The sequence below is a fragment of the Kitasatospora sp. NPDC048407 genome (genome assembly GCF_043200475.1).
Lineage (GTDB): Bacteria > Actinomycetota > Actinomycetes > Streptomycetales > Streptomycetaceae > Kitasatospora.
Genome location: NZ_JBICXW010000006.1, coordinates 351,066 through 370,447, shown reverse-complemented (window position 1 = coordinate 370,447; position 19,382 = coordinate 351,066). Strand labels below are relative to the sequence as shown.

Annotated in this window: 16 protein-coding genes, 1 tRNA gene and 1 pseudogene; 5 read left to right on the top strand and 13 right to left on the bottom strand. The window is 71.4% G+C overall.

Annotation, left to right across the window (positions count from 1 at the left end; all coding sequences use genetic code 11):
• Window positions 1–238 precede the first annotated feature (238 nt).
• On the bottom strand, window positions 239–538 hold the full coding sequence (locus ACGFWJ_RS15500) for a hypothetical protein (RefSeq protein ID WP_392949427.1): 300 nt from the start codon (window positions 536–538) through the stop codon (window positions 239–241).
• 80 nt (window positions 539–618) lie between these two features.
• A complete protein-coding gene (locus tag ACGFWJ_RS15495) occupies window positions 619–1,128 on the bottom strand; it encodes a nucleoside-diphosphate kinase (protein WP_392949424.1) in 510 nt (169 codons plus the stop codon).
• A 426-nt stretch (window positions 1,129–1,554) separates the two neighbouring features.
• Between ACGFWJ_RS15495 and ACGFWJ_RS15490 the strand changes: the two genes are divergently transcribed.
• From ACGFWJ_RS15490 to ACGFWJ_RS15480, 3 genes are all read left to right on the top strand, one after another.
• On the top strand, window positions 1,555–2,220 hold the full coding sequence (locus tag ACGFWJ_RS15490; protein WP_392949465.1) for an NUDIX hydrolase: 666 nt from the start codon (window positions 1,555–1,557) through the stop codon (window positions 2,218–2,220).
• Complete coding sequence (locus ACGFWJ_RS15485) at window positions 2,217–2,630, top strand: NUDIX hydrolase (RefSeq protein ID WP_392949421.1); 414 nt, start codon at window positions 2,217–2,219, stop codon at window positions 2,628–2,630. Before ACGFWJ_RS15490 ends, ACGFWJ_RS15485 begins: the two co-directional genes overlap by 4 nt.
• A gap of 165 nt (window positions 2,631–2,795) precedes the next feature.
• Complete coding sequence (locus ACGFWJ_RS15480; RefSeq protein ID WP_392949418.1) at window positions 2,796–3,434, top strand: GNAT family N-acetyltransferase; 639 nt, start codon at window positions 2,796–2,798, stop codon at window positions 3,432–3,434.
• Window positions 3,435–3,522: 88 nt separating this feature from the next.
• On the opposite strand, the pseudogene ACGFWJ_RS15475 reads toward ACGFWJ_RS15480, so the two are convergent.
• Window positions 3,523–3,948, bottom strand: a pseudogene (locus ACGFWJ_RS15475) (helix-turn-helix domain-containing protein); the annotation flags it as partial.
• Between ACGFWJ_RS15475 and ACGFWJ_RS15470 the strand changes: the two are divergent.
• Entirely contained in the window at window positions 3,923–4,888 is a 966-nt protein-coding gene (locus tag ACGFWJ_RS15470) for a hypothetical protein (RefSeq protein ID WP_392949415.1), read from the top strand. The pseudogene ACGFWJ_RS15475 and the gene ACGFWJ_RS15470 sit on opposite strands and share 26 nt — an antisense overlap.
• A gap of 150 nt (window positions 4,889–5,038) precedes the next feature.
• Window positions 5,039–5,266 carry a hypothetical protein gene (locus tag ACGFWJ_RS15465; protein WP_392949412.1) on the top strand — a complete coding sequence of 76 codons (228 nt, stop codon included), beginning with the start codon at window positions 5,039–5,041 and terminating at the stop codon, window positions 5,264–5,266.
• Window positions 5,267–5,347: 81 nt separating this feature from the next.
• Here ACGFWJ_RS15465 and ACGFWJ_RS15460 read toward each other — a convergent pair whose 3' ends face one another.
• The 10 genes from ACGFWJ_RS15460 to topA form a co-directional block, all read right to left on the bottom strand.
• The gene (locus ACGFWJ_RS15460) at window positions 5,348–6,430 is read right to left on the bottom strand and encodes a hypothetical protein (protein WP_392949410.1); all 1,083 of its coding nucleotides are present in this window, start codon (window positions 6,428–6,430) and stop codon (window positions 5,348–5,350) included.
• The gene (locus ACGFWJ_RS15455) at window positions 6,427–7,014 is read right to left on the bottom strand and encodes an RNA polymerase sigma factor (protein WP_392949407.1); all 588 of its coding nucleotides are present in this window, start codon (window positions 7,012–7,014) and stop codon (window positions 6,427–6,429) included. The genes ACGFWJ_RS15460 and ACGFWJ_RS15455 overlap by 4 nt, the downstream gene beginning before the upstream one ends.
• Window positions 7,011–7,262, bottom strand: a complete 252-nt coding sequence (locus ACGFWJ_RS15450; protein WP_387860889.1) for a hypothetical protein — start codon at window positions 7,260–7,262, stop codon at window positions 7,011–7,013. The genes ACGFWJ_RS15455 and ACGFWJ_RS15450 overlap by 4 nt, the downstream gene beginning before the upstream one ends.
• 373 nt (window positions 7,263–7,635) lie before the next feature.
• Window positions 7,636–7,709: transfer RNA gene (locus tag ACGFWJ_RS15445), tRNA-Thr, on the bottom strand.
• Between the two features lie 107 nt (window positions 7,710–7,816).
• Window positions 7,817–8,470 (bottom strand): leucine efflux protein LeuE, encoded by a 654-nt coding sequence (gene leuE / locus ACGFWJ_RS15440; protein WP_387640677.1) that lies wholly within the window; start codon window positions 8,468–8,470, stop codon window positions 7,817–7,819.
• Window positions 8,471–8,602: 132 nt separating this feature from the next.
• Window positions 8,603–10,189 carry an alpha/beta hydrolase gene (locus tag ACGFWJ_RS15435; protein WP_387860818.1) on the bottom strand — a complete coding sequence of 529 codons (1,587 nt, stop codon included), beginning with the start codon at window positions 10,187–10,189 and terminating at the stop codon, window positions 8,603–8,605.
• A gap of 172 nt (window positions 10,190–10,361) precedes the next feature.
• The gene (locus ACGFWJ_RS15430; RefSeq protein WP_392949403.1) at window positions 10,362–11,429 is read right to left on the bottom strand and encodes a hypothetical protein; all 1,068 of its coding nucleotides are present in this window, start codon (window positions 11,427–11,429) and stop codon (window positions 10,362–10,364) included.
• A 279-nt stretch (window positions 11,430–11,708) separates the two neighbouring features.
• On the bottom strand, window positions 11,709–12,914 hold the full coding sequence (locus ACGFWJ_RS15425) for a DNA polymerase III subunit delta' (RefSeq protein WP_387860814.1): 1,206 nt from the start codon (window positions 12,912–12,914) through the stop codon (window positions 11,709–11,711).
• A 197-nt stretch (window positions 12,915–13,111) separates the two neighbouring features.
• On the bottom strand, window positions 13,112–16,219 hold the full coding sequence (gene tmk, locus ACGFWJ_RS15420; RefSeq protein ID WP_392949400.1) for a dTMP kinase: 3,108 nt from the start codon (window positions 16,217–16,219) through the stop codon (window positions 13,112–13,114).
• 78 nt (window positions 16,220–16,297) lie between these two features.
• Window positions 16,298–19,165, bottom strand: coding sequence for a type I DNA topoisomerase (gene topA / locus ACGFWJ_RS15415; protein ID WP_392949397.1), 2,868 nt, complete (start codon window positions 19,163–19,165; stop codon window positions 16,298–16,300).
• Window positions 19,166–19,382: the final 217 nt, after the last annotated feature.

The following is a 19,382-nucleotide window of genomic DNA, read 5'->3' as shown; positions in this document are numbered from 1 at the left end:
GGAGTTCGGCGCGCGCGGCCTCCTCGGCGGCGGCCCGGCGGGCGGCGGCGGCCTCGGCGGCGAGGCGGGCCTGTTCGGCGGCCTGCCGTGGGGGGGGCGGCGGGCGGCGGGGGGGGGGGGGGCTGGGCGGGGGGGGGGGGGGGGGGGGGGGGGGGGGGGGGGGGGGGGGGGGGGGGGGCGCCCCCCCCCCCCCCCCCCCCCCCCCCCCCCCCCCCCCCCCCCCCCCCCCACCCGATGGTCAGCCCAGGTCGCCGAAGCGCTCCCGGATCACACCGGCGTGCAGGTAGTTCGGCAGCGGGACGCCGCCGACCGCCACGCGAGTGGTCGCCACCTGGTCCTCGGTCTCGCTCTGGAAGCCCTCCAGCAGCTGGAGGCACTGCTGCACCCACTCGCGGGACTTGGGCCAGTCGCCGGCGTCCCGCTGCCGGACCGCCAGCGCGTAGGCGGTCTCGGTTGCCGCCCACCGGTCGGTTGCCAGCTCACGCTGGAAGATCGACTCCAGTTCTTCGCCGGAGGCCAGGCGGGTCTGGTTGGTCATGGTGCCCTCTCAGATCAAACGGTGGTGCCCCGGTGGTGATCAACGCAGCGGCGTCCCAGCAGTGACGCCGCGGTCCGCCATCAGTTGGTGAAGATCTCAGCCAGCGTTCGGTACTCGTGCAGCTCGTCCTTGTCGAACCACAGCTCGACCTCCTGCGCGGCCTCTTCCTTGTTGCCGGAGGCGTGAACCAGGTTGGCCACGGCCTTACCGACTGCCACGCTGCCCGCAGAGCTCATGTGCGAGAGGTCGCCGCGGATGGTGCCGGCCGGGGCCTGGTTCGGATAGGTGCTGCCCACGATCTTCCGAATGGTGGCGATGGCGTCGTAGCCCTCCAGCACCAGGGCGATGACCGGCCCCTGCTGCATGAACGTGGCCGTGAGGTTGTAGACCTCGGCCCCGAGCCGCTCTTCGAGGTCGAAGTAGTGCTTGCGGGTGAACTCCTCGTCCATCCACTTCATCTTGACGCCGACGATCTTCAACGCGGCGTCCTCGAACCGCGAGATGATCCTTCCCCCGAGGCCGCGCACCAGCGCGTCGGGCTTGAGCAGGACGAGCGTGCGCTCGACCGTGTGGACCTGGTCCTCGGCCATCAGTTCCCTTTCGGCTTACCGGCATACGAACATGACGATCAATCAGTTCGCCAGGAACTGAGGTTACCGGCGGCAGCGAGCCACTTTTGGCGCTCCAACGCGCCCTTCGAATGAGTGAACCTGGCGCGGTTCAGCGGACGCTCGCGCCACTGCGCTGCTCGCACGGCGGTCGCGCGGGCCGAATCGCCCAACTCGCTGTCCTGCTTCGGGTGCTCACCTAGAATCTCCGAGGGGTTTGGTACGACTGCTCTGGCTCTCCCGGAACCTCCCCCAAGGCTCAAGTGGACTGGATCGCAACGGCCTTGGGATATGACTGCAAGTCTTCCGACTTCCACGCCACGCAACGATGAAGCGCGGATGCAGTCGATGTGCATCTTCGACGCATACCCCGTCCATCAGAGCGGCCACGACGGAGAGGGAACGGCGTTGGACGTCATCGAGGCCTGGAGCGGTCGTTACGCCTGCCTGCTTCAGTCCGCTCTTCGCCTCACCAACGAGGCGTTCGCCGGCCAACTCGGGATCGCTGTAAGGACGGTGGCCACGTGGCACGCCGATCCCTCCGTGGTACCGAGAACGGAGATGCAGCAACTCCTCGACGCCGCCTACGAGAAGGCCCCGAAGGCGGCCCGCCAGCGCTTCGCACTTCTGGCGGCGAGGGAGGACACCGGAGGAGCCCGTGAACCAGGCAGGCCGGCTGCCCAAGCGTTACGGGTGGCCATCTCGATCGTCGTTCGGCAGACCGATGTCCTACTGGTCTGCCGGCGCGACGACGACACATCCGGTATCACCTGGCAGTTCCCGGCCGGGGTGATCAAGCCCGGCATGAAGCCGGAGACCGCGACCGTCCGGGAGACGCTGAACGAAACGGGGGTCCACTGCGCGGTCCGCCAGAGCCTCGGCAGTCGGCTCCATCCGGTGACGGGAGTGCTGTGCGAGTACTTCCTGTGCGAGTACCTGGCTGGTGAGGCGACCAACAGCGACGCCGTCGAGAACGTCGACGTGATGTGGGTTCCTCGAAACTCGGTGACCCGTTTCATCGACGCCGATACGATCTTCCCACCCATCCTGGCCGCCCTGGAGGAGCAGACGTGACACAGCAGACTGCCGAGGAACGCCCGGGAATCGCCGCCGCGATCGTGGTCCACGAGGGCCGCGTACTGATGGTCCGGCGGCGAGTCAGCGAAGGCCAGCTCTCCTGGCAGTTCCCGGCCGGTGAGATCGAGCCCGGCGAGTCGCCCGAGCAGGCGGCCGTCCGCGAGACAGCGGAAGAGACCGGGCTCGGTGTGTCCGCAACCAAGTTGCTGGGTGAGCGAGTACACCCGAAGACCGGCCGACTGATGTCATACACAGCCTGTGATGTCGTCAGCGGCACTGCCGAGGTGGTCGACACCGAGGAGCTGGACCAGCTCGCATGGGTAGCTCTCGCCGAGATCCCCGAGTACGTTCCGTATGGGTTGTTCGAGCCGGTTCAGGAGTACCTGTACGCCACCCTTGATCGCTGATCAGACCTCGACGGAACGGCCCTGCGGGCGACCCACCGGTTGGTGTGTCGCCCGCAGGGCCGTTGGCCTGGATTCGGGTGGCTTCCGGCTACTCGCGATACTGGCGTTCACCACCGCTCCGACGCCGGTCCTCGTCCGGTGACCGCGCAGATAGGCTCCGCGACCATGACCCCAGTCCACCTCGCCGGCTCCCGCCTGACACTGCGCGAGATCGAACACGCGGACGCCGACGCTCTCCTGGCCATCTACGGCGACCCCGAGGCCACCCGGCACCTCAGCTTCGAACCCCGCACCCGAGACCAGGTCCAGGCGATCGTCGACCGCTCGATGAACTCAGCGAAGGACAGCCCGAGGACCGAGTACGGCCTCGCCGTCACCCACCTTGGTGAGCACCGGCTGATCGGGTACGCGCGTCTGGCAACCGAACCCCAGCAGGCCGCCACCATCGGCTTCGCCCTCCACCAGGCGGAGTGGGGCAAGGGACTCGGCACCGAGACTGTCCACCTCCTGTGCGAACTCGGCTTCAACGTCCTCGGCCTGAACCGCATTTGGGCCGCGCGCTCACCGCTCAACGAAGCGTCCGCGCGAACGCTCCTCCGTGCCGGCATGACCGAGGACGGGCGCATCCGCGACCACGTCTTCGTCCACGGGGCCTGGCGCGACTCGATCACCTACTCGATCCTGGAGCACGAGTGGACACCAGTCGAGGGCCTGGGGGCCGACAGGGTAGTCGCGTCCGATACTGCGGAGATGACGCGGGTTCCCAGTAGCTCGTCCGACGACAACGCGCCACAAGAGAGGTGACGTTGTGCCGCGGGCGCGGCACCTGGATCCCGAGGATCGTTCGCTCACGCACGGGAACCCTGCGCTCATACTCGGTCAAGGCGACTTCAAGCAGGACGGCCCTCTGCAGATTCGGATGCGCCAGGTCGTTCTCGATCTGCGAGATGTGTCCCGCCGAGACCCCCACGTCATCCGCGAGTTGCTGCTGGGTGAGCCGGAGCCTGGTTCGGCGACGACGGGTTCGACGGCCTGCCGGCAGGCGGTCCGCAGGTGGGTGAGGACCTGCTGGGCGGCTGCGGCTTGCTGCTGGTGGCCTCGAGTCTCGTGCCAGCGGGTGATGGCAATGAGGACGAACAGGGCGGTGGACAGCAGGGCGGCGGCTGCCGAGCCGTCCTTTCCGCCTCCGGCGTACAGGAGGTCCTTGGCGGCCGAGCGGAGGGCTGCGGCCTGCTGGTGTTTTGGCGATACCGGAGAAGGGCGACCCAACCAGCCAACTGGCAATCAGCGACTTGCTCGAAGCCTGCGCGGCGGCCAAGGAACCGTTGCCGGGCTACGACGAGACCCTCCGCCGGTTCAAGACCGGGCAGACGCTCAACTCGAAGATCACCGTTGCTGAATGGCTCGACCGCTGGCTCGCCGGGCGTAAGCGCCTCCGGGTCACCGGTCTCAAGCGGTACGAGTGCGACGTCCGCGTCCACCTCAAGCCCCACATCGGCCACCTCCGGCTCGACAAGCTCCGGGTCCACCACCTCGACGCGATGTTCGACTCGATCAACGAGACCAACATCCTGATCCAGGAGCAGAACGCCCAGCGCCGGTCCGTCCAGGCCGAGTTGAAGTCCATCCCGCACCGGGGCGCGGAGAACCGTACCCGCCGCAAGTGGCTGCGGGCCCAACTCGACCAGATGCCGCCCTTCCGCCGCATCACCGGACTCAACACCCAGCCCCACATCAAGGCCACCGGCCGCGCGGCCCTCAACGTCGCCATCGCGCAGCAGGTGCTCAGCCCGTTCAACCCGTTCGAGCACGTCGAGCTGCTGCCCGGCACAAAGCCGAAGGCACTCATCTGGGCCGAGGAGCGGATCGCCCGTTGGCGGGAGACCGGCGTCAAGCCGACCCCCGTCATGGTCTGGCCCCCCGAGCAGACCGCCACCTTCCTCGACTTCGTCGCACACGACCGGCTGTACATGCTCTGGCGGATCACCGCCTTCCGCGGCACCCGCCGCGCCAGGCGTGCGGTGTCCGCGGGGAGGGACTACTCCTCCGCGCAGCGCTCCCTGGCCATCGCCACCCAGCTCGTCCAGGACGGGTGGGAGGTCTTGGAAGGCGCACCCAAGACCAGCTCGGACGTCCGGGTGCTGTCGCTTGACAAGGGCACCTCCGGCGGCCCTCGAAGAGCACAAGATCCGCCAGGAGAACGGGCGCACGGCCTGGGGCGACGCCTGGCAGAACACCGGCCGCATCTTCACCAATGAAGACGGCTCCATCCTCCACCCGGGCAAGGTCAGCGACCTGTTCGACCGCCTCGTCGAAGCAGCCGGGCTGCCCCCCCCCCGATCCGCCTCCACGACCTCCGGCACGGCGCCGCGACGATCACGCTGTTCGGCAAGATCGACCCCAAGATCGTGGCCGAGACCCTCGGGCACTCCGACACCCGGATCACCCGGGAGGTCTGCCAATCCGTCCTCGACGACCTCAACCGCGAAGCCGCCGAGAAGGTCGCCGAACTGGTCCCGCACACCCGCCGACCGCTCGCCGCCGTCCCCAACGACAGCACCGCGCGTGCGATCCCGCAGATGCGCCCACCGACCCGCCCGGCCGAGACCACCACCGACGAGGCGAAGACGGCCTAACCCTCAAGGTCGGCGAACGGCTCCGCGACAGCACGAACGCTGTCCCGGAGCCGTTCTGGCGTGGCCTTCATCGTTCCCTGGTCAGATCGTGGCGAAGTCCCGGACCGTCGCCGACCCGGAGCGGATGACATAGGTCCAGCTCCCCGGAGGGGTCTCCTCGGACTGGCTGCGGATGCCGTCCACGTCGACGTTCTCCGGCCAGGACGTACCGAACTCGGACCACCGGACACCGGCGAGGTCGATCCCACGCAGGTCGGTACCGCTCAGGTCGGTACTGGTGAAGTCGTGGAGGAAAGCGGTGACCGCTTCGGCCGTCGCCAGAGGGATGTCCCGATCCAAGTGCCGGGCCATGGTCTTGCGGGCCTCCATGACACAGGTCGCGACGAGGTCCTCGGCCCGCAGGTAGGCATGGTCGATCGCGGCGACGGGGGACCTGTCCGTTTTCGGGCGATGTACCGCTTCGGGATCCGCCAGCCAGCGCAGCACTGCGGATCGGGCACAGACCACGGCGTAGTCGAATTCACGAAGCCGGTCGCGGACAGAGGACGAGAGGACGAGACCGTCCCCGTACTGTCGACCGACCTTCTCGACGACTGAGCCAGTCTCCGAGCAAAACTCCCGGATCCGGGCGAGTACGTACTCCAGATGCCGTTCGATGATCTCGGCGCGCCGGCGCGCCTGCGGCGACCGGAAGTCGGTGCCCAGATCCTCGTCGAGCCTGGTCGCCTGGGACTGGTCCACCGTGCCGACGAGGCGGAGGACTCGCTGGAGGACCCCGTCGGCGTGGATCACCGTCGGGAGGTTCCGCACGAGCAGGCGCTCACGGGGATCGGTCAGACCGATGATGTTCAACGCGCCCCGTTCCAGCGGCTCCATGCTTGGTTCGAGGGCTGCGGGGGTCAGCGGGGTCAGCAGGATCTGTGCCAGGCCCGCTTCCACGTCCATCACTTTGCCGAGCCGGTCGCTGAAGGAACGGGCGTACCGCTCGACGAGAAGCTCGTCGCGCACGGCCTCCACCATGTCCGCTTTGAGCGCCTTGAGGTCCTGCCTCCGCTTAAGCTGAGCCTTCCGCATGATGTCGGCTTCGAGCGCCTTGAGGCGCTTCCTCCCCTTGCGCTGCCGCTTGAGCTGGGCCTTCCGCATGATGTCGTCCCACTTGGTCACTGTCCCTCCCCCTGTTCGACCATCCTCTGCCTGACGGTGGCGCGCGCTTTCTTGAGACTGGAGCGCACCGCTGACGAGCTCATTCCTCCGCCGATGACCTCAGCGATCTCCGCAGGAGTGAACTCGGCGATGGCCCAGCTCAGTACCTGCCGCTGTCGAACCGGTAAGGCCCGGACGATCTGCAGCATGATGTGTCGGGTCTCCAGCTCCCGGATCGCGTCAGGCTGCGGAAACATGGCCGAGGGCTCAGAAAGCTCATCGAGGGACTCTTCCCGGCTGGCTTTCTTCGACCGACGCAGGAGGCTGTTGGAGGCGGCCCGGAAGACCCAGGCTCTCCGGTGTGTCACTCCTCGCCAGTGCCGGTGGATGTCTCCCATCACGTCCTGCACGATGTCCTCGGCACCCGTGCGGTCCGCGCCCTGGTTCAGCAGGAAGCCGACCAGTTGCGGAGTCGTCGACCGGTAGAAGTCGGCGAACGCGATGTCGACTTCCATCTGGTCGTTGATCGTGCCGCTCAAGGGACGCGCGGCCGGAACAACTCCTGCGGGCTGCTCACTGCTTTCGGCTTGGCCGTGATCACTCACGCCTGCCCGCCCTCCGCCACCGGACCATCCGACCGGATCATCAACGTGATCCGGTGCCCGGCGGGGCTCACGTCTTCCAGAACCGCTTGCCTGGTAGCAACCAAGGTGACGGCGAGCCTGTCGAGCGACCGGCGATACGTGGTCTCCCGGCGTTCCCTCTCCCTGAGCCGCAACCACAGTGCCATCACGACGGCGCCCTTGCCGATCATCGCGGTGGCCACGATCGCCACCGCTGTCATCCCGTCCACGACGCTCCCCTCCTCGGCCGGCGAACCACAACCGCGGCCCGCCAGAAGTTAAGGGGCCTTTGGATCCGGCTTCGTGAACTCGCGCAACCATGATCTTTTGCCGTCTTCCGAGGAGAGCGATTCACAGGCCAGCCCCGCGCGAACCCCAGCCCCACCAAGCTGTCGTTGTAGAGGTCCGACAGGCCCGTGTCCATGCACGCAAACGGGCCCGGCGCCTCTCCGGCCACACCTTGCAGTGCAATTGCACTGGTGGCCACACTTCGGCCGCACCTGGCCTCCGGCGGAGCAAATCGACGCGGACGGCAACCAGCCCCAGCGCCCGAGAAACGACAAAGGCCCAGGTCAACGGCTATCTGACCTGGGCCTCTCTCTGAGCCGCCTATGGGATTCGAACCCATGACCTACGCATTACGAGTGCGTTGCTCTGGCCAACTGAGCTAAGGCGGCACCGCTGCCGGGAGAAACCGGGCTGGTGGGCCCAGGGTCGCATTGGCAACGCGGGTCAGTCTACACAGTTTCCGGGGGTGGTCCGTACGCGGTGCTGGGTGGGCGGGTCAGGCGGAGGAGACGGCGAGCTTCGCGGCGAAGCCGGCGAAGAGGACGGCGACGGAGGAGGTGAGGCCGGCGGAGAGGCGCTTGCGGCGGCGGAAGGCGTTGGCGAGGGAGGTACCGGCGAAGATCAGGAGGGAGAGGTAGAGGAAGGAGAAGGTCTGCAGGACGCTGCCGAGCAGGGCGAAGGAGAGGGCGGGCGCGCCGTAGCCGGCGTCCACGAACTGGGTGAAGAAGGAGAGCAGGAAGAGGATCGCCTTGGGGTTGAGCAGGCTTATGACCAGCGCGCGGCGGAACGGCCGCTCGGTGTCCTCGTCGGTGGGGTCGGCGGCGGAGGCGGTGGAGACGGCCGACCGCTCACGCCACATCTGCCGGGCGGCGCGCAGCATGCCGAGGCCGATCCACAGCAGGTAGGCCGCGCCGCCGAACTTGACCACGGCGAAGACGGCGGGGTTGGCGCGCAGCAGGGAGGCCGCGCCGAGCGAGGTGAGGCTTATCAGGGTGAGGTCGCCGAGGAAGACGCCGCAGGCGGCGCGGTAGCCGGTGCGGACACCCTTGCGGGCGGCGACGGAGAGCACGTAGAGGGAGTTGGGTCCGGGCAGCAGGACGATGACCAGTGCGCCGAGGACGTAGGTGGTCAGGTCGTGGACGCCGAGCACTGCGGTCTCCAAGGTGTCCGGGAGGCAGGAACGCCGAAGGGGCTGCGCCATGTTAGCTCCAGCCCCTTCAGTCACATACGTCCCTGACGTGACCGTCCATCATCCGGACGGCAGGGCAGGTCGGTCCAGGCGTCAGTCCTTGCAGACCTTCCCGTTGTCGGGCGCCGCCCCGCCGAGCAGGTACCGGTTCACCGCGTCGTCGATGCAGGTGTTGTGCCGCCCGTACGCGGTGTGCCCGTCGCCGTCGTAGCTGAGCAGCCGCCCGGACTCCAGCTGCCCGGCCAGGGACTTGGCCCAGGCGTAGGGGGTGGCGGGGTCGCGGGTGGTGCCGACCACGACGATCGGGTCGGCACCGGCCGCGCGGACGGTGTGCGGGGCGCCGGTGGGCTTGACCGGCCAGTACGCGCAGCTGAGCGCCATCCAGGCCATGTCGCGGCCGAAGTGCGGCGCGGCCTTCTCGAAGTCCGGGAGTGCGGCGGTGACGGCCGCCGGGTCGGTGAACGAGGCCGGCAGGTCGAGGCAGTTGACGGCCATGTTGGCGTACATCAGGTTTTCGTACGTGCCGTCCTCGGAGCGGCTGTAGTACTCGTCGGCGAGCCGCAGCAGCCCGCTGCCGTTGCCGCCCTGCGCGGTGGCCAGGGCCGTGCGCAGGTGCGGCCACAGGGCCTCGGTGTACATCGCCTCGGCGACGCCGGTGAGCGCCTGGGCCTCGGTGAGCGGGCGGTTGGTGTCGGTGGGCATCGGCTGCGCGTCGAGCTTCTTGAACAGCGCGGTGAGCTGGTCGCCGGCCTCCTGCTCGGTGTGGCCGACGGGGCAGTCGTCGCGCTTGACGCAGTCCTTGGCGAACGCTGTCCACGCGGTCTCGAAGCCGCCGGCCTGGGTGAGGTTGCCGGTGCGGGCGTCCAGCGAGGGGTCCATCGCGCCGTCCAGCACCACCTTGCCGACCTTGCTCGGGAACAGGCCCGCGTACGTGGCGCCGAGGAAGGTGCCGTACGACTTGCCGACGTAGTGGAGCTTCTGGTCGCCGACCAGTGCCCGCAGCATGTCCATGTCCCGGGCCGCCTCGACGGTGGAGACGTGGGCGAGCAGTTCACCGGCCCGGGCCGAGCAGCCCGCCGCGAACTCCTTGTCGACGGCCACCAGGGCGTCGATCTCGGACCGGTCGTCGGGGGTGATGTCGGCGGCCGCGTAGGCGTCCATCCGGTCGTCGGCGAGGCAGGTCACCGGCGCGGACTTGCCGACGCCCCGCGGGTCGAAACCGACCAGGTCGTAGCTCGCCCGCACCCCGGGGTCGTAGCGCGACGCGATGGCCTGCACGTACTCGGTCGCCGAGCCGCCGGGGCCGCCGGGGTTGAGCATCAGCGAGCCCAGCCGGTGCGCCTTGTCGGTGGCGGGCTTGCGGATCGCGGACAGTTCCACGTCGTGGCCGTCGCCGGGGTGGGCGTAGTCCAGCGGCACCTTGAAGGTGGTGCACTCGAAGTCCGTGGTGCACGGCTTCCAGTTCAGCTGCTGCGCGTAGTAGGGCGCGAGGCCGGCCGGCAGGTCGGTGGGCAGCGGCTCCAGCGGGGTGGCGCCGTTCGCGGGAGCCGGGGCGGGCTGGCCGGGCGGGCCGCCCGCCGTGGGTGCCGGGTGGCCCGAGGTGCAGCCCGCCAGCAGCAGGGACGCGGCGGCGGCCAGCGCGGCGGCGGGCACGAGCCGGCGGGGCCGGGCGACTCTCATGAACGTGGGTCCTCTCCCCTGGAAGCGGGCCGACCCGGGAGCCGACCGTCCCGGCCGTCGCCGGAACACCCGAGCCTAGCGGCCGCAACCACCGCACCCGGGACGCCGCCCGGCCGCCACCTCGACCGGCCGCCGTGCCCAAAATCCGATCACCACACTGACCAAACGCCCCTCAGGGCTTCGGCAGCTGCTCCGCCAGGTACTGCACCGCGACCCGCACCAGCCGCATCCGTTCCCCGTCCGCCGAGAAGTCCTGGACGATGTCGGAGATCCGCACCTCCGCCCGCACCCCGGCCTCCCGCAGCGCCTCCCGCACCGCCCGGGCGGACTCCAGCCCGCCCGAGTCCCGCCTGGCCGCGGCCAGCAGCAGCCGCGCCGACGACCCGGCCGGCGCCTCGCCTGCGGCGCTCGCCAGCGCCCGCCCGTCGTACCGGCCGGACACCGCCGCGGCCGCCCCGTACAGGTCGGGTCTGGTCAGTCCGGCCGCGACCGCGCAGGGGGCGCCGTCGTCCACGCCCAGCACGGCCCAGCTGTCGGGGCCGGCCGGCCGGGTACGGAAGACCGCGCCGACGGCCGCCCGCAGCGCCGCGTCGTCCGCGACCGCCTGCGGGGCGGCGGCCACCAGGTCGCAGGGGTGGCCGGTGCCGCTCGGGGCCTCGGGGGCGACCAGCACGAACGGGCGGGCCCTGCCCAGCTCGACGGCCGACGCCACGCCGTCGAACACGCCCGGCACGTCCTCGTCGGCGGTCCGCCCGGCCGTCCCGGAGTGCACCACGATCACCGGGAACCGGGCCGCCGGCTCCTCCTTGTACTCGGCGGGCAACCACACCCGCACCGCTCGCGGCCGCCCGTCCGGGCCGGGCACCTCGCCCTGCAGCAACTCGCCGCCCGCCGGACGGCTCACGTTGCTGAACAACGCCGGCACCGCCGGAGCCGACACCGGAGCCGACACCGGGGGCGCCGCTGGGACGGACCGCTCCGCGACGACCACCGCCCCCGCCTGCCGTACCGCCACCCGGCCGAAGCCGGCCCCCGGCAGCACCGCCACCCCGAGCGCGCTCACGCACATCAGGCACACCACCGCAGCCCCGGCCCGCACCAGCACCGGCCGCGCCTCCGCCGCCAGCTCGTACGTCTGCGCGGCCCGCAGGTCCCGCCAGCGCGACATCGCCGACCGGGCCAGCCAACCGCCCGCCACCGCAGCCACCAGCAACAACAGGAAGAGGAGCGATCGGGGCATGGGGGACGCACCACCTCGGGGAAGGACCGGCCGGACGCGGGCGCGTGGCCAGTGCACAGGGTGCAAGACCGCGCGCCCGCGGACCGCAGGGCGGTACGGGCGACTCCCCACCTTCACTCGAACGAGCTAACGGCAACGGCCCCCGAAGCCTTCAGCCCATGGCACGGCAACCGAGCCCATCGCCCCGGCAACCGAGCCCATCGCCACGTCAACTGAGTCCGTGGTCACGACAACCGAGTCCGTGGTCACGACAACCGGCCCCACAGCCACCCCAGCAGCTCAGCCGGCCCGCAGCGCCACCGTCATCGCCTCGACCGCCAGCAGCGGGTCCACGTTCCGGTCCAGCGCCCGCCGGCAGGCCAGCACCGCCTCCATCCGGCGCAGCGTGTTCTCCGCCGCGCCCTCGCCGGCCACCCGCTGCACGGCCGTCCGCTGGTCCTCGTTGGCCAGCGCTCCGCCCGAGCCCAGTTGGATCGCCAGCACGTCCCGGTAGAAGCCCAGCAGGTCGCCGAGCGCCACGCCCAGCGTCTCCCGGCGGGTCCGGGTGGCCCGGCTCTTCTGCCGCTTCTCCAGATCCTTCACCGCGCCCGCCATGCCGCGCGGCGCCCGGCTGCCCTCGGCCGCGCCGTACGCGGCCCGCAGGTCGTCGGTCTCCTTGGCGTCCTGGGTCTCGGCCAGCGCCTCGGCGTCCGCCTTCGCGGTGTCGACCAGCCGCTGCGCGGCGGCCAGGCAGCCGCCCAGGTCCGCGACCTCCAGCGGGATCCGCAGCACCTCGGCACGGCGGGCCCGGGCCTGCTCGTCCACCGCGAGCCGCCGGGACCGGTCGATGTCGCCCTGCCCGGCCAGCGCGGCCAGCCGGGCCGCCTCGGGCTCGACCCCGTCTCGCTGGACCAGCATGTCGGCGACGGCCTCCGCGGGGGGCGTGCGCAGCACCAGCAGCCGGCAGCGCGAGCGGATGGTCGGCAGCACGTCCTGCACGGACGGCGCGCACAGCAGCCACACCGTCCGCGGCGACGGCTCCTCGACGCCCTTCAGCAGCGCGTTCGCGGCCGCTTCGGTGAGCCGGTGCGCGGCGTCCACCAGGATCACCGACCAGCGGCCGCCGGTCGGGTAGCTCGATGCCCGCAGTACCAGGTCGCGCATGTCGCCGACGCCGATCGACAGGCCGTCGGTCCGCACCTGCTTGACGTCGGCGTGGCTGCCGGAGAGCACGGTGTGGCAGCCGTCGCAGAACCCGCAGCCGGGCGTCCCGCCCAGGTCCAGGTCCGGGCTGGTGCACTGGAGGGCCGCCGCAAAGGCCCGGGCGGCCGTCACCTGGCCCGCGCCGGGCGGTCCGGTGAACAGCCAGGCGTGCGTCATCAGCGAGGCGTTGCCCTCGGGGGCCTCCCCGCGGCCCGCCAGCACGGAGGCCCGGGCCGCCCGCGCGGCCGCCTGCAACTGTTCGACCACCCGGTCCTGTCCGACCAGGTCGTCCCACACACTCACGCCGCGCTCCTCCTCGCCCACACCGACCCGACGAGCCTAACGCCGCGCGGAGACACCGACGGCGACGCGGACCGCGCGGAGACACCGACGGCGACGCGGAGACCCCGACGGCGCCCCCGGACGCGGCGCGGGGAGCTGCGCGGCCGGTCCTGCGCCGCGCGGCTCCCCGCGTCCCTACCGAATCCTGCCGCCGGTGGTCAGTCCTTACGGCGGCGCCAGCCCCGCTTCGGCTGCTCGTCCTGCGCCGTCCCGGGGGCCTCGGCCTCCCAGCGGGCCCACTCCTCGCGGGAGCCGAGCAGGCTGTCGGTCAGGCTGGGCAGGTCGTCGAGCGGGGTCTCCTCCGCCCAGTCCGGCCGGGGCCGCAGCTCGCGGGTGCGGGAGGAGTCGTCCTCGTCGCGGAACAGCCCGGGCGGCACCTGCTTGGCCTCAGGCTTGGGCCCCGGGTCCGACTTGGGCTTGGGCGCCGGATCGGCCTTGGGCAGCACCGCGGTCTCGGCATCCTCGACCTTCGGCAGCACCGAGGTCTCGTCGACCTTCGGCAGCACCGAGGTCTCGTCGACCTTCGGCAGCACCGCGGTCTCGTCGACCTTCGGCAGCACGGCGGTCTCGTCGATCACCGGCTTCGGCAGCTCCCGGGTGGTCTCGCTGTCGGACTCGGCGGCCGGCTCCTCGACCTTGGGAAGCACCGCGGTCCGGTCCGCCTCGGCCTCGGCGGCCTTCCGGGCCTCCTCCGCACGCTGCAGCGCCTCTTCGGCGCGCCGCCGCTGCTCCTCGCGCTGCAGGTCGCGCTGGCGCTGGAGTTCGGCGCGCGCGGCCTCCTCGGCGGCGGCCCGGCGGGCGGCGGCGGCCTCGGCGGCGAGGCGGGCCTGTTCGGCGGCCTGCCGTTCGGCCTCCTCCTCGGCCTTGCGGGCGGCTTCCTTCTCGGCGGCGAGGCGGGCTTCCTCGGCGGCCTTGCGCGCGGCCTCGGCCTCGGCGCGGGCGGCTTCCTCGGCGGCCAGGCGGTCCTTCTCGGCCTGCTCGGCGCGCAGTTCCTCGAGCAGCGCGAGGCGCTTGCGCTCGGCTTCCTCGGCGGCCTTGCGGGCTGCTTCGGCCTCGGCGGCCTTGCGGGCAGCCTCCTCGCGGGCCTTGCGCTCCTGCTCGGCCTTGGCGACCTTCTCCTGGTCGGAGAGCGGCAGCTCGCGGTCGAGCCGGTGCCGGATGGCGGTGGTGACGGTGGCGGGCGTCTGGCTGCCGTCGACGACCAGGTAGCGGGCGGGGTCGGCGGCGGCCAGCGCCAGGAACCCGGAGCGGACCCGCTGGTGGAACTCGGTGGGCTCGGACTCCAGCCGGTCGAGCGCCTCGGTGAAACGATCCCGCGCGGCGGTGGGGTCGACGTCCAGGACGACGGTCAGGTCGGGCACCAGCCCGCCGGTGGCCCAGCGGGAGATCCGGGCGACCTCGGTGGCCGCCAGGTCGCGGCCGGCGCCCTGGTAGGCGATGGAGGAGTCCATGTAGCGGTCGGTGATGACGACGGCGCCGCGCTCCAGGGCCGGCCGGATCACGTTCTCGACGTGCTCGGCCCGGTCGGCGGCGTAGATCAGCGCCTCGGCGCGGTGCGACAGGCCGGTGTTGCCGACGTCCAGGACGAGGGCGCGCAGCCGCTGCCCGATCGGGGAGCCGCCGGGCTCGCGGGTGACGACGACCTCGTGGCCCTTGGCGCGGATCCATTCGGCGAGCGCCTGCGACTGGGTGGACTTGCCGGCGCCGTCGCCGCCCTCCAGGGCGATGAAGTAGCCCTTGCCGGCCACCCGGTGCGGTGCGGCCCCGGCGCCGCCGCGGACGGCCTGGACGAGTTCGCGGCCGAACGGGACCACGCCGCGCTGGTCGTCGGTCTTCAGCAGGACGACGGCGGCGAGCACCAGGGTGAGCAGTCCGGCGGTGGAGACGGCGAGCGCGGCGCCGCCGTGGATGAAGGTGAAGCTGCCGGTGCCGACGTGGCCGAGCGAGACCTCGCCGTAGGCGGCGGCCAGCAGCGGCATGCCGATCAAGGCGACGGCGACGACCACCCGCAGCACGGCGTACAGGTGCTCGGTGACCTTGCCGAGGCGGATCTCCTCGATCTCCTGGGCGAGCAGCCCGCGTCCGGTGGCGATGACCACGCCGGCGGCGAGGCCGGCCAGCACGGTGAACAGCAGCACCAGGACGAAGTCGAGGACCAGCCCGGCGAGGATCAGCGCCACACCGGCGGTGACCAGGCCGAGGGCGAGCAGCCGACGGCGGGACAGGCCCGGCAGGGTGGCGCGGCTGAGCCGGATGCCGACGGCGGGCGCGCCGGCGGCGGCGAGCACCACCAGGCCGTAGCCGATCGGGCCGGCCAGGTGCTCGGTGGCGGTGAGCAGTCCGAGCGCGGCGACGCCGGCCATCGAGGCGTAGGCGGCGGCGATCGAGAATGTGAAGTACGGGGCGGAGCCGGTACGGCCCTTCTTCAGGGACGGGCCGGGCGTGGCATCGGTGGGCGCGCGCAGGCCCTGCAACGGGGAGCGCGGCGCGGTGTTGGCGCCGGCAGGCAGCTCCTGGAAGTACAGCAGCCCGGCGTTGACGGCGAACAGCACGGCGGCGCCGAGCGCGGCGACGGTGAGCTGGTGGCCGCGCAGCCAGTGCAGGCCGACCGCGGCGAGCACGTTGTTCAGCAGCGTGAAGCCGATCAGGCCGGTGGCGGCCAGCGGCAGGGCGGCCCAGCCGGTGCGCAGGTCGAGGGTGCGGACGGCGTCCAGCGAGGCGGCGGCGGGCGGGCCCGCCTGTTCGGGGACGGCCAGCAGCGCGGGGACGGCGGATTCCTTGCCGATGGTCCAGACCCGTTCGGCGGCGCCGGCCACGAACACCGAGCCGAGCAGCGCCCACGTGGCGGAGCTGGGCGACCAGACCACCCACCAGGGGGCGAGGCCGATCAGCAGGGCGCGGACCAGGTCCGCGCCGAGCAGGCTCCAGCGCCGGTCGATCCGACCGCCGACCAGGGCGTGCACCGGGCCGAGCAGGGCCGCCCCGAACAGGCCGGAGGCGAGCAGCCGGGCCGCGAACAGGGCGGCGACGGCCAGCGCGAGCGAGCGGTAGCCGTGCCCGAACTGCCCGCCGAGCACGGCGGCGACCACGGTGAGCGGAACGAGCACCAGAACGGACAGCCGGTCGGCGGCACCGCCGAGCAGCTGGGTGGTCCACAGCTTCCGGTAGGGCCGCAGCCGGAGCAGCGCGCGGGCCCGTTCACCGGGTGTCCCCGCGGGGGCGACCTGGGCGGCGCGTGCGGTGGGGGGCAGCTCCTCGCTCGTCATACCGTCAGCGTAGCGAGTGCGCGGCCCCGACCTTAACGGGCCCGCCCGGATTCGAACAGGCCCGTTACGCAGTGTCCGTCAGCTCTCCTCGGATGTGTTCTCCGCGGTGGCGGACTCCTTCGCCGCCGTCTTCTTCGCCGTGGTGGTCTTCTTCGCGGCCGCGGTCTTCTTCACCGCGGTGGTCTTCTTCGCCGCGGTCTTCTTGGCCGCCGTGGTCTTCTTCGCGGCCGTGGCGGTCTTCTTCGCCGGGGCCTTCTTGGCGGCCTTCTTCACCGGTCCGCGGGCGCGCTTCTCGGCAAGCAGCTCGAACGCCCGCTCCGGGGTGATGGTCTCGACCTCGTCGTCCTTGCGGAGCGTCGCGTTGGTCTCCCCGTCGGTGACGTACGGGCCGAACCGGCCGTCCTTGACCACCACCGGCTTCTCGCTGACCGGGTCGTTGCCGAGCTCCTTCAGCGGGGCGGCCGCGGCGGCCCGGCCGCGCTGCTTGGGCTGGGCGTAGATGGCCAGCGCCTCGTCCAGGGTGATGCTGAGCAGCTGGTCCTCGCTGGTCAGCGACCGCGAGTCGGTGCCGCGCTTGAGGTACGGGCCGTAGCGGCCGTTCTGCGCGGTGATCTCGTTGCCCTCGGGGTCGGTACCGACCACCCGGGGCAGCGAGAGCAGGCGCAGCGCGTCCTCGAGCGTGACGGTGTCCAGGTCCATGGTCTTGAACAGCGACGCGGTGCGCGGCTTGACGGCGTTCTTGCCGGTCTTCGGGGTGCCCTCGGGGAGCACCTCGGTGACGTACGGGCCGTAGCGGCCGGCCTTGGCGACCAGCGGGTTGCCGCTGATCGGGTCGGTGCCGAGCTCGCGCTCGCCGCTGGGCTTGGCGAACAGCTCCTCGGCGAGCTCGACGGTCAGCTCGTCCGGCGGCATCTCGTCGGGGACGTCGGCGCGCTGCTCGGGCTCGCCCTCGACGGCGGCCGGGCGGGTCACGTACGGGCCGAACCGGCCGACCCGGAGCACGATGCCGTCGCCGATCGGGAAGGAGCTGATCTCCCGGGCGTCGATCGCGCCGAGGTCGGTGACCAGTTCCTTCAGGCCGCCGAGGTGGTCGCCGTCGCCGTTGCCCGCGTCGGCGGCGCCGGCTGCGGCGGATCCGTTGGCCTCGCCCTCACCGAAGTAGAAGCGCTTGAGCCACGGCACGGACTCGGCCTGGCCGGCCGCGATCCGGTCGAGGTCGTCCTCCATCTTCGCGGTGAAGTCGTAGTCGACCAGCCGGCCGAAGTGCTTCTCCAGCAGGTTGACCACGGCGAAGGAGAGGAAGGAGGGCACCAGGGCGGTGCCCTTCTTGAAGACGTACTTCCGGTTGATGATCGTGTCGATGATCGACGCGTAGGTGGACGGGCGGCCGATCTCGCGGTCTTCCAGCTCCTTGACCAGCGAGGCCTCGGTGTAGCGGGCCGGCGGCTTGGTGGCGTGGCCCTCGGGGGTGAGCCGCTCGGCGGCCAGCGGGTCGCCCTCGGCGACCTGCGGCAGCCGGCGCTCGCGGTCGTCCAGCTCGGCGTTCGGGTCGTCGGCGCCCTCGACGTAGGCCTTCAGGAAGCCGTGGAAGGTGATGATCTTGCCGGAGGCGGAGAACTCGGCGTCCCGGCCGTCGGCGGAACGGCCGCCGACCTTGACGGTGACGGACTGGCCGACCGCGTCCTTCATCTGGGAGGCGACGGTGCGCATCCAGATCAACTCGTACAGCCGGAAGTCGTCGCCGGACAGCCCGGTCTCGGCGGGCGTGCGGAACCGGTCGCCGGACGGGCGGATCGCCTCGTGCGCCTCCTGCGCGTTCTTCACCTTGGAGGCGTAGGTGCGCGGCGCGGACGGCAGGTAGTCGGCCCCGTACAGCTGGGTGACCTGCGCGCGGGCCGCGACGATCGCGGTCTCCGACAGCGTGGTCGAGTCGGTACGCATATAGGTGATGAAGCCGTTCTCGTACAGCTTCTGCGCGACCTGCATGGTCCGCTTGGCGCCGAAGCCCAGCTTGCGGCTGGCCTCCTGCTGCAGCGTGGTGGTGCGGAACGGCGCGTACGGGGAGCGGCGGTACGGCTTGGACTCGACGCTGCGGACGCTGAACGCGGTCTGCTCCAGCGCGGCGGCCAGCGTGCGGGCCGCCTGCTCGTCCAGGTGCAGGGTGTTCGCGGCGTTCTTCAGTCGGCCGTCGGTGCCGAAGTCGCGGCCGGTGGCGACCCGCTTGCCGTCGACGGAGACCAGCCGGGCGCCGAAGTTCTCGGGGTTGGCGGCGTCGGCGGCGGTGCGGCCGGTGGCGAAGGTGCCGACCAGGTCCCAGTAGGAGGCGGAGGTGAAGGCGATCCGCTCACGCTCGCGCTCGACCACCAGGCGGGTGGCGACCGACTGGACGCGGCCCGCCGACAGCTTCGGCATGACCTTCTTCCACAGCACCGGGGAGACCTCGTAGCCGTAGAGGCGGTCCAGGATGCGGCGGGTCTCCTGCGCGTCGACCAGGCGCTTGTTCAGGTGGCGCGGGTTGCGCACGGCCTCCTGGATGGCGTCCTTGGTGATCTCGTGGAAGACCATCCGGTGCACCGGCACTTTCGGCTTCAGCACCTCCTGCAGGTGCCAGGCGATCGCCTCGCCCTCGCGGTCCTCATCGGTGGCCAGGAAGAGCTCGTCGGACTCCTTGAGCAGCGACTTCAGCTTGGTGACCTGGGACTTCTTGTCCGGGTTGACCACGTAGATCGGCGCGAAGTCGTGGTCCACGTCGACCCCGAGGCGGCGCACCTCGCCGGTGTACTCGTCCGGAACCTCGGCGGCCGTGCCGGGCAGGTCGCGGATGTGACCGACACTGGCCTCGACGATGTAGCCGGGGCCGAGGTAGCCCTTGATCGTCTTGGCCTTGGCCGGCGACTCGACGATGACGAGTCGCTTGCCGTGCGCGGTCTCGCTGCTCGGGGACACCTTCGCTCTTCTCTCCCGGTCGTAAACCAAAGCTCCTGGGCTGTCGCACCGCGACGGTCCCACCAGCGGAGTGTGACCGTACCCTGGCCACCCTTGTCAAACGGACGGATGCCGCTTTTTCACCGGCAAGGCCGACCGACGCCACTCGAACGGTAACCCGATGGCCGCTCTTCGGGCATGTCTTTCCGGGGCAAACAGGCCTTCCACCGGGCCCGGA

Excerpts from the sequence above, each read along its gene's own strand:
- ACGFWJ_RS15500 (WP_392949427.1), bottom strand. The coding sequence starts at position 538 with ATGACCAACCAGACCCGCCTGGCCTCCGGCGAAGAACTGGAGTCGATC.
- ACGFWJ_RS15495 (WP_392949424.1), bottom strand. The coding sequence starts at position 1,128 with ATGGCCGAGGACCAGGTCCACACGGTCGAGCGCACGCTCGTCCTGCTC.
- ACGFWJ_RS15480 (WP_392949418.1), top strand. The coding sequence starts at position 2,796 with ATGACCCCAGTCCACCTCGCCGGCTCCCGCCTGACACTGCGCGAGATC.
- ACGFWJ_RS15435 (WP_387860818.1), bottom strand. The coding sequence starts at position 10,189 with ATGAGAGTCGCCCGGCCCCGCCGGCTCGTGCCCGCCGCCGCGCTGGCC.
- ACGFWJ_RS15430 (WP_392949403.1), bottom strand. The coding sequence starts at position 11,429 with ATGCCCCGATCGCTCCTCTTCCTGTTGTTGCTGGTGGCTGCGGTGGCG.
- tmk (WP_392949400.1), bottom strand. The coding sequence starts at position 16,219 with ATGACGAGCGAGGAGCTGCCCCCCACCGCACGCGCCGCCCAGGTCGCC.